General features: G+C 63.2%; 6 protein-coding genes. 1 reads left to right on the top strand and 5 read right to left on the bottom strand.

The genetic code is table 11. From position 1 onward, the window contains the following. Positions 1 to 16 precede the first annotated feature (16 nt). From EKO19_RS25705 to EKO19_RS25680, 5 genes are all read right to left on the bottom strand, one after another. Positions 17 to 1,264, bottom strand: a complete 1,248-nt coding sequence (locus EKO19_RS25705) for an MFS transporter (RefSeq protein WP_217705582.1) — start codon at positions 1,262 to 1,264, stop codon at positions 17 to 19. 19 nt (positions 1,265 to 1,283) lie between these two features. Then, positions 1,284 to 5,291, bottom strand: coding sequence for a hydantoinase B/oxoprolinase family protein (locus tag EKO19_RS38930; RefSeq protein WP_217705581.1), 4,008 nt, complete (start codon positions 5,289 to 5,291; stop codon positions 1,284 to 1,286). Position 5,292: 1 nt separating this feature from the next. After that, entirely contained in the window at positions 5,293 to 6,510 is a 1,218-nt protein-coding gene (locus tag EKO19_RS25690) for a dipeptidase (RefSeq protein WP_217705580.1), read from the bottom strand. A gap of 19 nt (positions 6,511 to 6,529) precedes the next feature. Further along, the gene (locus tag EKO19_RS25685; protein WP_129779899.1) at positions 6,530 to 8,440 is read right to left on the bottom strand and encodes a diguanylate cyclase; all 1,911 of its coding nucleotides are present in this window, start codon (positions 8,438 to 8,440) and stop codon (positions 6,530 to 6,532) included. 206 nt (positions 8,441 to 8,646) lie between these two features. Then, positions 8,647 to 11,505: a hypothetical protein gene (locus EKO19_RS25680; protein WP_217705579.1), complete on the bottom strand. Its 2,859-nt coding sequence runs from the start codon at positions 11,503 to 11,505 to the stop codon at positions 8,647 to 8,649. A 166-nt stretch (positions 11,506 to 11,671) separates the two neighbouring features. Between EKO19_RS25680 and EKO19_RS25675 the strand changes: the two genes are divergently transcribed. Beyond that, a complete protein-coding gene (locus EKO19_RS25675) occupies positions 11,672 to 14,422 on the top strand; it encodes a LuxR C-terminal-related transcriptional regulator (RefSeq protein WP_217705578.1) in 2,751 nt (916 codons plus the stop codon). Positions 14,423 to 14,429: the final 7 nt, after the last annotated feature.

Below are 14,429 nucleotides of genomic sequence, written 5' to 3'. Positions count from 1 at the left end.
ATGCGCTATCGAATTTTCAATTGAGTTGATCGCGCGCACGCTCGCGTACGAGCAGCAATATCACGCACGTGATCAACAGGGCGAGCGCTGCGTACGAAGAAACCGCAAGGGTTGTTCCGTAGTTTTGTAACAATGCGGTGGAGAGCATCGGCGCGATGCCACCACCGACGATACCGGCCAATGTATAGGCCAGCGATGCGCCGGCGTATCGCACGCGTGTGGGAAATTGTTCAGCAATGAATGCGGCCTGCGGCCCATACATCATCGCATGCACGGTCAACGCGACGACAATCGCCAGTATGATGAACGCCGATTGCTGCGTTTCGAGCAACGGAAAGAACGCAAACATCCAGATCAAGCCGAGCACGGCGCCCGCGCCGTACACGATGCGCCGACCGTAACGATCCGACAATCCGCCGAACAGCGGAATAGTGAATGCGTTGACGGCGCCACCTAGCGACAGTGCCGTCAATGCCAGCGTTCGTGACAGGCCGAGCACCGTCGTCAGGTAGCTCAGCGAGAACGCGACCGACAACGAGTACAGCACATCGGGCCCGATGCGCACGCCGCCCGCCACGACCAGGCTGCGCCAATGGCCGCGCATCACTTCGCTGATCGGCGCCTGCGCTTTGGACTGCTGCCGCTCGATCTGCTTGAACAGGGGCGTCTCGTCCACGCCGATGCGAATCCACAAGCCAAATCCGACCAGCACGACGCTCGCGAAGAACGGCACGCGCCAGCCCCAGGCGATGAACTCCTCGGGCGACAGGAGCCACGTGATCAAGGCGATCGAGCCGGTCGCGAGCAACGTGCCGAGCGACGGCCCCATCTGCGCCCAGGAAGCATTGCGTCCGCGACGCTGTGGGTCGCCGTGCTCGACACTCAACAACACCGCCCCCGCCCACTCGCCGCCTAATGCCGCCCCCTGAACGAATCTCAACAGGACGAGCATGATGGGGCTGGCGATGCCCGCGGTCGTGTAGGTCGGCAGCAATCCCATCAGCGCGGTGGTCACGCCCATCAATAGCAGCGTCGCCACGAGGACGAAGCGTCGGCCATAGCGATCGCCGAGATGACCGAAGATCACGCCGCCTACCGGTCGCGACAGATAACCGACCGCAAACGTCGAGAACGCGAGCAAGGTACCCGACAGCGGATCGAACGAAGGAAAGAACAGTTTGTTGAAGACCAGCGCGGCCAGCATGTTGTAGACCGCGAAGTCGTAATATTCGAGCGTCGTACCGACGATGCTCGCCGTCGCCAACCGGCCTGCTGCCGGCCGCTCAGCCAAAGCCGCCGCCTCCCGGCGTCTGAATGACGAACACGTCGTCTGTGTCGAGCTGCCCCGTGTAGGTGGCGCCGAAATGCTCGATGGTGCCGTTGGCGCGTTCGATCCAGTTCTTGCCGACCTGCGCGGGCTGTCCACCGTTCACGCCGAAAGGCGCGACGATTCGATGATTCGCGAGCAGGTTGGCGGTCATCGGCCTCAGAAAGCGGACGCGACGATCGACGCCATCGCCCCCTTTGTGCCTGCCTGCACCGCCCGAGCCGCGCCGGATGCTGAACGCGTCCAGCCGCACGGGGAAGCGCCATTCGAGCACTTCCGGATCGGTGAGGCGCGAGTTGGTCATGTGCGTTTGAACTGCATCCGTGCCATCGAAGTCCGGCCCGGCACCGGAGCCACCCGCGATGGTTTCGTAGTACTGATGCTGACCGTCGCCGAACGTGAAGTTGTTCATCGTGCCCTGGCTCGCGGCCAGCACCCCGAGCGCCCCATACAAACAATCGGTGACGACCTGCGAGGTCTCGACGTTGCCTGCGACCACCGCCGCGGGCGCCTGGGGATTCAGCATCGAGCCCGTCGGCACGACGATTTTCAGCGGCTTCAGGCAGCCGGCGTTCATTGGAATCTCGTCGTCCACCAGAGTGCGGAAGACATACAACACCGCGGCGCGCGTGACTGACACGGGTGCGTTGAAGTTGTTCTTTTGTTGTGGGCTCGTGCCGGTAAAGTCGATGGTGGCCGAGCGTGACTGCGTATCGATACGAATCGTCGCTTTCACGCTTGCGCCGTTGTCCATTGCGTACGTGAACTCGCCGTCGTGGAGCGCATCGATGACTCTTCGCACCGCTTCCTCGGCGTTGTTCTGGACGTGCTGCATGTAGGCCTGCACGACCGGCAAGCTGAAGTGCGTGACCATGGCTTCGAGCTCGGCGGCGCCCTTCTGGCAGGCGGCCACTTGAGCTCGGAGGTCGGCCAGGTTCTGCTCGACATTTCTCGCCGGATACCTTCCTGCCGTGAGCAGCTTGCGCATGTCCGCTTCCAGGAACACGCCGTTCGCGACCAGCGGCACGTTGTCGAGCAGCACGCCCTCCTCTTCGATGTGCGTCGAGTTCGCGGGCATCGAGCCTGGCGTCGAGCCGCCGATGTCGGCGTGGTGACCTCTTGCCGCGACGAAGAACGTGGGTTGCTTCGATTCGGCAATGAAGACGGGCATCACGACGGTGACGTCCGGCAGGTGCGTGCCGCCGGCATAGGGTGCGTTCAAGACGAACACGTCGCCTCGGCGCATCGTGCTCGCTCGACGCCGCAGGATCTCCTGCACGGACTCGCCCATCGAGCCCAGGTGCACGGGCATGTGCGGGGCGTTCGCGATCAGATGACCGGCTTCGTCGAACAGCGCGCAGGAAAAGTCGAGGCGCTCCTTGATGTTCACCGAGGTTGCGGTGTTGGCGAGCGTGACGCCCATCTGTTCGGCGATCGCCATGAAGAGGTTGTTGAAGACCTCGAGCAGGACGGGATCGGCCTGGGTACCGATCGCGTGCTCTCTGCGTAGCGGTTGCACCCGCCGCAGCACCAGATGATTGAGCGGCGTGACTTCGGCTTGCCAGCCGGGCTCGATCACGATGGTCGTGTTACGTTCGCGGATCACTGCCGGCCCGGGCAGCTTCGCGCCCGGCTGCAGAGAGGTGCGATCGAAGAACGGTGTCGAATGCCAGGTGGTCTCGAAGTAGACCGGGCGTGAGTCGATCGGCACTGGCAGCGCCGCCGCCTTCACTGCCGCCGTCGTTTGAGCCACGCTCTCATGCGACGCACCGATCGCCTCGACACTGATGGATTCGATCACGAGCGCTCGGCCGGACATCAGGAATCCGTAACGCTGCCGATACTCATCGTAGAAGCGTGCCGCCAGCTGTGAACTCGGCGACTGACTTGTTTCCTCAGCAGCGGAGTTTATTTTTTCAGTCGACGCTGGCCCGGACCGGAATGATCCGCTCGCTGTCGCCGGCGATATAGAGTCTTTGCCTGCAGTCGGCGCTGGCCCGGACCGGAATGATCCGCTCGCTGTCGTTGGCGAGATGGAGTCTTTGCCTGCAGTCGGCGCGGAAACGCTCGGGCTCGGTGACAGCTGCAAGGTACTATCAGTGCCCGCGTACTTGATCGCGAGCTTGCGCTCGACGCGAATGCGTTCGAGCGGCACGCCCTGCGTCAGCAGGGCCTCGCGGGCAGCGGTTTCCAGTGTGGCGAAGGCTGGCTGCAGGCCCGCGAGCACATCATCGCGCAACTCTGCTTCGACGGCCTGCTGTTTCATCGAGGTCACATCCGCAAGGCCGATGCCGTACGCGGACAACACACCCGCGAGCGGATGGATATAAACCGTCTGCATCCCGAGCGCGTCAGCGACCAAACACGCGTGCTGCCCGGCCGCACCACCGAAGCAGACGAGCGTGTACTCGGTGACATCGTGACCGCGCTGGACGGAGATCTTCTTGATGGCGTTCGCCATGTTCTCGACCGCGACACGGATGCAGCCAGCGGCGATGCTCTCTTCGGTGTGAGCCGCCGCGCCAGACTTATCCGTAGTGCCCGCACCGGGCTGAATCGAGCCTGCCTCCTCCGCGCCAGACTTATCCGTAGTACCCGCGCCGAACTGAATCGAGCCCGTCTTCTCCGCGCCAGACTTATCCGTAGTGCCCGCGCCGAACTGAATCGAGCCCGCCTGCTCCGAGCCAGCGCGCTTGCCGGCCTTCTCTAGCGACGTCGTAACCTGCGCTGCCAAGGCTACAAATTTCGCTTTGACGACCGCGGCATCGAGCCGCTCATCCCCACCGGCACCGAACACCGCAGGAAAAAACTCCGGCTGTATCCTTCCCAGCAACACATTCGCATCCGTCACCGTCAGCGGCCCGCCGCGACGATAGGCAGCCGGGCCCGGGTCCGCGCCAGCGGACTCGGGACCCACCCTCAACCGAACTCCATCGAAGCGACAGATCGACCCGCCACCCGCCGCAACGGTATGAATCTGCATGATCGGCGCCCGCAGCCGCACGCCAGCGACTTCGGTATCGAACGCACGCTCGTATTCACCCGCATAGTGAGCAACGTCCGTCGACGTTCCACCCATATCGAATCCAATGATCTTCCCAAACCCCGCCTCGTTGGCGGCGCGCACGGCGCCGACGATGCCGCCGGCCGGCCCCGACAAAATCGCATCCTTGCCTTGAAACTGATGCGCATCGGTCAACCCACCAGACGACTGCATGAACTGCAATCGCACGCCCGGCAACTGCGCAGCCACCTGCTCCACATATCGCCTCAGCACCGGCGACAGATAGGCATCGACCACCGTCGTATCGCCGCGTGACACCAGCTTCATCAACGGGCTGACTTCGTGCGACACGGACACTTGCGAGAACCCAACACGCCGTGCCAGCGCACCGAGCTGGCGTTCGTGCTCTGGAAAGCGATAGCCATGCATCAACACGATTGCACAGCTTCGAACGCCACGCGCGAAGACGGCACGCAGCGACTGCTCGGCGGCAACGAGATCCAACGGACGAACGACGGCACCATCCGCACCGACGCGCTCATCGATCTCCACGACCTCTTCGTAGAGCAGCGACGGCAACTCGATGTGCCGGACGAACAGCTTGGGACGATGCTGATAGGCAATGCGTAACGCATCGGCGAAGCCGCGCGTGATGAGCAGCACGGTGCGATCCCCCTTGCGTTCGAGCAAGGCATTGGTCGCGACCGTCGTCCCCATCTTCACGGCAGCGATGCGTTCCGAAGGAATCGGCGCATCGGCGGCGAGTTGCAGCAACTCGCGAATTCCCTGAACCGCAGCGTCACGATAACGCTGCGGGTTTTCGGAGAGCAGTTTGAGAGTGCGCAGCTCGCCGTCGGGACGGCGGCCGATCACATCAGTGAACGTGCCGCCGCGATCGATCCAGAACTGCCATCGACCGATGAGCCGGTCGTCGGGCCCGCGTTCCTTCGCGGCGCTCACTTTATTTCTTGCTGAGCTGCCGTGACACGGTCTCGGCCTGAGCCAGAGCACGCAGCACGTTCTCGCCGGCGAGCAGCGTCAGGTCCTCATCGCTCCACCCGCGGCGGATCAGCTCGGCGAACAGGTAAGGATACTTGGACACATCCTCCAGCCCCTTCGGCCACTGGGAATTGCCATCGTAGTCGCCGCCCAGGCCGATGTTCTTGACGCCGGCGACTTTGCGGATGTGCTCGATGTGATCGGCCACCATGGCGATGCTGGTCTCGGGCATCTTCAGCTTGCCCATCACCTCTTCGGAGATCTTCTCGGCCTCTTCGACCGACTTGCCCTGGCTGCGACGGCCGATTTCGGCGATGGCCGGGATCTGCACCTTGGCGACGGCCGGATCGATGAAGCCGGCGACGAACGTCACCATCACCACGCCGCCGTTCGCCGGCAGACGCTTCAGGATGCTGTCGGGCACGTTACGAGGCACATCGCACAGGGCGCGCGCGGATGAGTGCGAGAAGATCACCGGCGCCTTCGATACGCGCAGCGCGTCGTCCATCGTGTCATCGGACACGTGCGCCAGATCGACCAGCATGCCGATCTTGTTCATCTCGAGCACGACCTCTTCACCGAACTTGGTGAGACCGCCATGCTCCGGCGGCTTGGCGGCCGAGTCCGCCCAATCCAGATTCACATTATGGGTGAGCGTCATGTAACGCACGCCGAGATCGTAATAGGCGCGCAAGGCACCCAACGAGTTCTCGATGGCGTGACCGCCTTCCATGCCCATCAGCGACGCGATGCGCCCCTGACTGTGAGCGGCGCGAATGTCGGCGACCGTGGTGGCGAACTGGAGCTTCGGATAGCGCGCGATCACCTGGCGGGCAATGTCGATCTGCTCCAGCTGCGTGCGGGCGTAACCGGTGCCGATTTCGCCCGGAATATAGACCGACCAGAACTGGGCGCCGATGCCCCCCTGCTCCATGCGCTTCAGATCGGTCTGGAACGGCACCTTGCCGTTCAGATCGAAGGCGGCCACGTCGCTGGGATGATTCTTGTCGGTGCGGATGGCCCACGGCAGATCGTTGTGGCCGTCGACCAGAATCACTTTCTTGAGCAGCTGACGGGCGTGTACCAGCGCCTTGTCCTCATCGGCCTGGGCCGTGCTCAACGCCGCAAATGTCATCAAGCCACAAGCGGCCAGCAAGGCCCGTCGCAGTGTCGTCATCATGTCCCCTAATCGTTGTGGGTCAGGCGAATTCCACTTGCGCCGCTTTGAGCGGCGCGGGTATCTCACTCTCTGCCGCGGGCAACTGCACTTTCACGCAATTGCGACCCGCGCGTTTGGCGTCATACAACGCCGCGTCCGCCCGTTGCAACATGGTGCTGGGCGTATCGCCGCTCGGCTTCGACATGGTCAAGCCGATGCTGACGGTAATGCGACGATCGCTCAGCCATCGTCGCGTATCGATGCTCATCACGCCTTCACGGAAGCGCTCGGCGATGCGGTTGGCCCGGTCGAAGTCCGAGCCCGGGATCACCACCACGAACTCCTCGCCGCCGAGCCGACCGATGAACGCCGGTTCGTGCACGTCCTCGCGCAACTCCCGGGCCACCGCCTTCAGCGCCTCATCGCCTTCAGCATGGCCATGCTGATCGTTGATGCTCTTGAAGTGGTCGATGTCGATGATCAGCATCGCACAGCTGGGCGGATTTGGCTGTTGCAACAGTGGCGCGAGTCGCGACAGCACGGCGCGCCGGTTCGGCACCCCGGTCAGCTCGTCCGTCATCGCAAGCGTGTGCATGCGGCGGGTCGAACGCCATTGATGCCAGGCCAATGTTGCCAGCAACAGGGCCAATATGACGGTCAAAAAGATCACTGCTCTTTGCAGATTGCGCGCGCGCTGACCTTGCGCCAGGGCCAGCTGATTGGCGGCGTTCTCACGCACCAGCAAGGCATTCTCTTTTTCCTTGGAGACGGTGTCGAACTCCACCTTCAAGGTCGAGAAGCGCTGATCGACCTGATTGCGGAACATGCGCTCGGACGTTTCCTGGGCGTTCAGCAGCTGCGCGTAGCCTTCGCGCCAGTTGCCCATGTCCGAAAGCACGGCGGCCAGCTCGCCATAGGTGGCGCGCAGCTCGCTGAGCGAGTCGGCCTGACGAAATACTTCGAGCGCCGTTTCCAACGCATCGACACTCGCCGGCAACTGCCGCAGTCGATGCAGCGCCACGCCGCGCGCCAGCTGGATTTGCGCGTTGAGACGCGCATCCGGAGTCTGACGTTGCAGAGCCGCTGCTTGTTCGAGCGTCTGCAGGGCGCCTCTCGGATCGCCCTTCGCGTTTTTGACTGCCGCCAGACCTCGCAGCGCATACGCCTCACCGCGCACATAATTCAGCTGACGACTGATTTCGTACGACTCTTGAAACGCCGCTTGCGACGCATCCCACTCGCGCAGGTTTTCGTGGACCCGGCCGAGGTTGTGCAAGGTCACGCTCTGCTCGCGATACATGCCCGCGTCGCGCTGACGCTTGAGCGCCTGGTCGTACATGTGCCCGGCCTGGACGTAATCGCCCATGCGGTTGTAGAGAATGGCAATGCCATTCATCGCGGTGAGCGCGTGATCGGGCAGCTTCAGATCTTCGTAGAGCGTCTGGCCGCGCTTGAGATCGGCGAGGCCCGTGGCGAACTGGCCCTGCAGGCCCAGCAAATAACCGCGGGCGAACAGCGCCGCGGCCAGCATCTCGTCATCCCGGGCGCGGGTCGCGACAGCCACGGCCTGCTCATACAACCCGCGAGCTCGGGCATTCTCGCCGGCGGTCTCGAGGATGGTGCCTTCGCAATCGAGCACGCCGGCTTCCAGACCTCGACGGGTTGCCTGCGGCAGCAACGCACGAGCCTTGGCCACTTCAGCTTCGGCCGCCGCCTTGTCGCGTTCGGAGAGATGATCACAGAGCAACAGCCGGGCGCGGATTTCCAGATCCACATTGGGCTGCCCGACCAGGATCTTGAGCGCAGCTTCGGCGTCCCGGACGCTGTCCTCGGGGCTGCTGCGAACCGCGGCGGCGGCACGATCGATATAGCTCTGCGCCGGATGCGCCGTTTTGGACTCCGTTTCTCCAGGGCGCGACTCGGCCGCCCGCGCCGTCCCTGCCACAGTCATAAAGGCAACGGCCAACAGCAGGCACGCCGTTCGAGTGAGAGTGAGGAGTCGCAAGCCTGTGAATTTCGTCGAATAGTCCTGAGGCGAGCCGCGATGGTATCGGCTTCCCCGCCCCGGGACCACCTTCACCCTCACAGGGGCCAAAAGAAAAGCCCGTGCGCCGGTCCGGGGGCGCACGGGCTGGCAGGATTAAGTCACTTCGGCGGCTACAGCCCCAGGCCGATGCGCCGGCCCGAGCCCGGCGGCACACAGGTATATGTCACCTCCTGCCCGGTCGTCGCGGCCAGCGCCCGCAATGAGGCGTCGGTCCGACGAGTGCCGTCGGCGGCCACGAAGTCACCCGCCGCCGTATCCAGCAGATAGCCGGTCAAGCTGCCACCCACCGCCACCCTGGCCACCAGGTCGCACTCCTTGGTCGCGCCCCCCAGCTCCTTCGAGACGAAACCGGTCTTGGCCCGCGCAATCAACAGATTGATTCGCGGGTTCACCGCGCTGGCGTTGCCGTTCGTCAAGGTCACCTGCTGGCCCACGACGGGCGCAAGGTCGCTGTCGAACGCGAGCATGAACTGCACCACGTCGCGACGGGTCGCGTCCGGATTGAGGATGGGGAAGCCGGCATTCAACTGCGGATTGAACACCACCGCCGTGAAGAACCGGAACAACGTGTCGACCGAGCCGTCGTTGACGAAGCCGAAGCCCCGGATCTGATCGCCCATCGCGCCCGTGTCGGCGGCACCGAAGAAGTTCACTTTCGGCGCGCCGAACATGCCGACCTTTGCATACATGTTCCGCAGGTGGGGAATCTTGACGATCTGCGTGATGCCTTCGAAGCTCGCCGAGCCACCGGTGCCGAAGTAGCCTTGCGCCGGGTCGAGACGATGACAGCCTTCGCAGTTGAACGCGGTGTCGCCCGGAATGATGCCGCCGAGAATGGGAATCTCGATTCCGTCGGACGGACGCGAGCCGGTGTAGAAGCTCTTGCCGCGTGTCTGCGCGGCGTTGAGCGAGTTATCGAGCGCACGCACCGGATTCGGCGGCGGCAGTACTTTGAGCTGGAAGTTGGTGAAGCGCTGCATGTCCGCGTCGCTGGGCATGCCGTCGCGTCCCATCAAGCCTTCGAACGCCACGATGAAATTGTTGAAGGACAGATTGGCATCGAGCGGATCGCTGCCGAAATGCCCCGTGGCCCGGTCGCCGCGCCAGTGCATGGCGCCGGAGTTCCGCAGTCCCCGCAGCGTCTGCGTCGTCATCGGTCCCTTCATCGGATGGAATTCTTCGACGTCGTCGCTGCCGTTGATGGGCGTGCGGACCCCGAACAGCGTTTTGCCGATGGCGAGCTCCAGAGCGCTGGTCAGGTTCTTCGACAACGGATTGTGGGTGACGACGTCGTCGGGATTGCCCAGATCCCACGCCAGATCGTCCATGTCGCCGAAGATGTGACAGCTCGCGCACGACGCCTCGCCGTTCGCCGATAGCGTGGTCGCGTCGTAAAGCATCGGCCGGCCTTGCACGATCGCGGCTGGCTCGGGATTCGGCAATGTCACAGCCGCGACCTGCGCGCGAGTCGCGGTATCGATGACTTTCACCGAGTTGTCGAAGCGCGTCGTTACATACAACCGGCCACGAGTTTCATCCAACACCAGGCCGCTCGGACCACCGCCGCTCACACTGATGTAATTGGCGCTGGCCGTGCGCGGATTGAATGTATCCGCCTCGAGCGCGGCAGTACTGAAAACACCGATACGACTGGAGCCAAAGGCGGCGACGTAGAGCGTCTGGCCATTGCTGGTCACCGCCATGTCGAGCGGCGTCGACAAGCTGTGATTGCGCGCGGTCGGATCGAACCCCGACTCGTTGGCAAGCCTGGTGTAATCCAGATGTTTGTTCAGGTGCCGCGGCGTGACCGTCGAGGCTGAGATCACCGTGATGCGAGTCTCGGCCAGATGACCCTGCACGGTCGAGCCGCCGAACTGGCCGGGGCCTTCGAATCGCGTCAGGTTGAATGCCTCGGTGTTGGAAACATACAGCTTGCCGGTCGCCGGATTGGTGACCATGTTGAACAGCGTCGTGCCGACATGTGCGAAGCTCGCTGTCTGCGCGAGCGTGCGCGCGTCCACGGCGAACACGTCGAGATCCGGCAAGCGGAATCGCACGGCGTTGTTCCAGTTACGGCCGAGCTCGTCTTCCCAGCGATTGGTCGTGTTATTGAATTTCACGATCAGCCCCGTCTCCGGCGCGCGCTTGCCTTCGAAGTTCGTGCCCGGACCCGGGTTGCCGCCCGGCATGATGGAGAGGTTGTCGACGATACAGGGCACATTGGGCTTGAAGCCGTCGCACACCATGGGCTCCAGCACGGTCGTCGTTTGATTGCCCGACTTGAACGCGGCCACGTACACCGTGTTTTTATCCGGGCTCACCGCCAGCGCGCGCGGCGTATCGCTGAAGAAGTTCAGGATTCGCACCGGTGTCCCGCCGACGGTGTTGCCCAACGTGGACGGATCGAACACCCACACGTCATTGCGACCGACGCTCGGCGTGATCAGCTGAGGATCACCGGCGCCCGGCACGCTGCTGATGGATGCATCGGTCCGCTGTTGTCCGCGATGCGCGGTCGTGATGAATGCCCTCACAGGCGAGCCTGCGAACACGATGTCGCGAGGCTCGTCGCCGACGAGCAGCGTCCGTGTAACTCTGGGAGTTCCACTCAACGTGACCACACTGACGCTGTCGGAAAGATGATTGACGACCCAGACTTCGGAGTCGTTGCGGGCCGCGACCGCGACCGGTTCCAGGCCCACCGGCACCCGGGCCCGCAAGGCCAGCCCGGTCAAGGTGATATCGAAGACTTCGAGCGTGTTGTCGGGCGTGTTCGTGACGAACAGTCGAGTGCGATCGGGCGACATGGCGATGGGTCGCACCGGCCCCGACTCGAAGCCCACGAAACCGGGCGCCTGCGCGAGCGCCCCGAAGCTGACAAAAAGTGTTGCGCAGAACAGAACTACTGGTGCATACGCGCGCGCCCACACGCTCGAGGCGTGATGGGAGCACATGGCTTTGCTGCACATGGCTGGTGACTCCCCCTTCGATGGCGTCGTGATGTGATCGACCGCTGTGGTTCAGCGGATGACGCGGATGCTAGGCAGCTGCATAATCGGAGCGCCCCCTTCGATCGGAGGGGCGGCGCCGATGTTTTCCGGCCAATATCTAGAAACGGATGGTTCGGGGGAGCGCGTGGCACACCAGCTCACCAGCAGCGGCAAGGATCGAGCCGAGCGCATGACGCTTCGTTCAGCGTCACACGCCGTCAGCGATATCGCTCCGCACTACCTCATTCACGGCAAGTTGCAGCCCCCGCAATCCGCGACGACTTGTATCGAGCGAGGCGCCTTGCTCGCACGCCTGGATGCTGCTGCCAGACAGAAATTGACGTTGCTCGCCGCGCCCATCGGATCGGGCAAGACCACCCTGCTCGCTCAGTGGCACGAGCGCTCGCATGCGACGCACGCGGTGGCGTGGCTCTCGCTGGATGAGCAGGACAACGAGCCGGTGCGGTTCTTCTCTTATTTGATCGCCGCGGTCAGATCGGTTTGCCCGGCGTTCGATGCCTATCTTCCACATCAGCGCCGCGAGGACGAATCGCTCGACGCCGCCATCGCGGTGTTCATCGCAGGCCTCGCCCGGCTGAGCCGGCCCGTCTGTATCGTGCTGGATGATTTGCAATTGCTGAGCACGCCGGTGCTGGTGCGCGCGGTGGATGGGCTGCTGTTGCAATCGCCGGCCAGCATTCGATGGATCCTGTCCGGTCGCGGCCTGCCGGCTCTGCACATGAGTCAGCTGCGATTGAACGATCAGCTCATGACCCTCGCTGCCGTCGATCTGAACTTCGATCCGGCGGCCATCGTGCAGTTGGGCGAGCAGCTTTGCCATCGAACGCTGACGAGCGACGAGGTGAATGGCATCTGGCGCAGCACCGAGGGCTGGGTGGCGGGCGTCAAACTCGCTTTGCTGGCCGCCGCCGAATCACGCGATGGCATCGGCGACTTCAATGGCTCTCACTACGAAGTCGCGCGTTATCTTGGCAGCTCGGTACTGCAAGAGCAGGCACCGCACCTGCGCGAGTTCCTGATCGCCAGCAGCGTCGTGGACCGCATGACCGCCGAGCTTTGCAATGCCTTGCTCGGCAAGGCTCACAGCCAGTCGTTGCTCGAACAGCTGGAGCGCTCGCAACTGTTCATTCAACCGCTCGACAGCCACGGTCACTGGTACAGATATCACACGCTGTTTCTGGATTTTCTGCGCAGCCACTTGCGGCACGACACGCTCCGGCTGTCGCAATTGAATGAGCGCGCGAGCCGCTGGTACGCGGAACATCAACTCTACGACGAAGCGCTTCAGCATGCATTCGCCGCGACCAACGACGAATGGCGCCTGGAGCTGCTGGAACGATGCACGACCAACTGGCTGCGCGCCGGTGAGACCATCGCGGTGATTCATTGGGCCAGCAAGCTGCCTCACAACGTGATTCTCGGTCACGCGGGCATCTGCCGAGTCTATATCGCGAGCCTGATTCTCTCTCGACGTTTCAATGAGGCGGCAGCAACGCTGCGAGAGGTTGAGGGGAACGTCAGCACCCAGCGCGCACTCGGGTCGGCCCACCTTCGGCTGTTGCACGCCATGCTCACTGTCCTGGCCGATAGCAGCGGACAAATTGGCATTTCTTCTCCCGAGGCGTTGCGTGACCGCGGTGCCGACAGCTTTTTAATCGGCACGCTACTGACGTTGCAGGCTTACACCATGCTTCGCCTGAATCAGTTCGACAAGGCGTGGCGCCTCGCCATGCGGGCGCGTGACACGTTCGACTCGATCAGTTTGTACAGCCTCGGCTACGCAGAGGCGGTCGCGCTGCTGGCCGATCGCGCTCAGGGCGACATGAAGGCTGCCGCTGATCGATGCGAACGCATGTTTGCAATGGTCCGCGGCGGCCATCGCACGCCCGCGTGGGTGAATGCGGCGAATGCCCTCGCCTACATGCGCTACGAAGAAAATCGCCTCGATGAGGCGGAGGCGCTTTGCACGGAGGTGCTGCCCCTGCTGTGCGTCCAATCCACGGTCGAGAATGTCTCCACGGCGTATGTGACGCTGTCGCGGGTCAAGGCGATCAACGGCCGGCACCACGAGGCGTTTCAACTGCTCGACTACTTGCACAGCATGCTGGAGAGCGGCTCCCACGCCCGCTTTCTTGCTCAGGTGTGCGCGGAGAAGATTCGTCTCTTGTTATCTCAAGACAACTTGCAGCGTGCCCGAGCCGTGGCTCTGGAGTTCGGACTGCAACGGCGGGCACGATCCGGCGAGTGGCGTCGCTCGCGCACTTACGATGAAGCGTGGGAACGCTTCGGCTCCGGCTACGCAGCCCTGCTCATCAAGCAACGCCAATATGATGAGGCTCGTGCCATTCTGCTCGTGTTGCGCGATAGTGCTCACGAAGTCGGATTCGTATATCGCGAGGCGCCGCTCGAGGCTGCCCTGGCCTGCTGCTACTGGCACTCCGGCGACATCGAATCCGCCTTCGATTGCCTGAACCGCGGCTTCGCCTTGACCCGCGGCCATGGCTTCACTCGCGGCGTCTTCGACGAAGCCCCCTCGATGATCCAAGTCATCTCCGCCGCCCTCGCCAGCGGCCGCCTCCACACCCCGCTTCCGACCCACTACTTCGGCAAGTTCGAGAATGTTTTCTCCCAAGCCGACCCCGTCGTACCCCCCTCACCTCGCAAGCCCGCGCTGCCCTTGGAGCCCTTGACCGAGCGGGAGATCGATATGCTTCGGCTGCTCGCGTTAGGCCTGAGCAATCACGAGATCAGCGCGCGGTCGCAGATTGCCCTGTCCACGGCGAAGTGGCATTTGAAGAATGTGTTTGCGAAGTTGGATGTGAGTACCAGGACGGGGGCGATTGCACGGGCGCGGGAGATGAGGTTGATTGAGTGAATCGACG

The sequence above is a fragment of the Peristeroidobacter soli genome (assembly GCF_004138485.1).
GTDB classification, from domain to species: Bacteria; Pseudomonadota; Gammaproteobacteria; order Steroidobacterales; family Steroidobacteraceae; genus Steroidobacter; species Steroidobacter soli.
The sequence above is the reverse complement of the archived record's forward strand: the minus strand, read 5'-3'. Positions and strand labels throughout refer to the sequence as shown.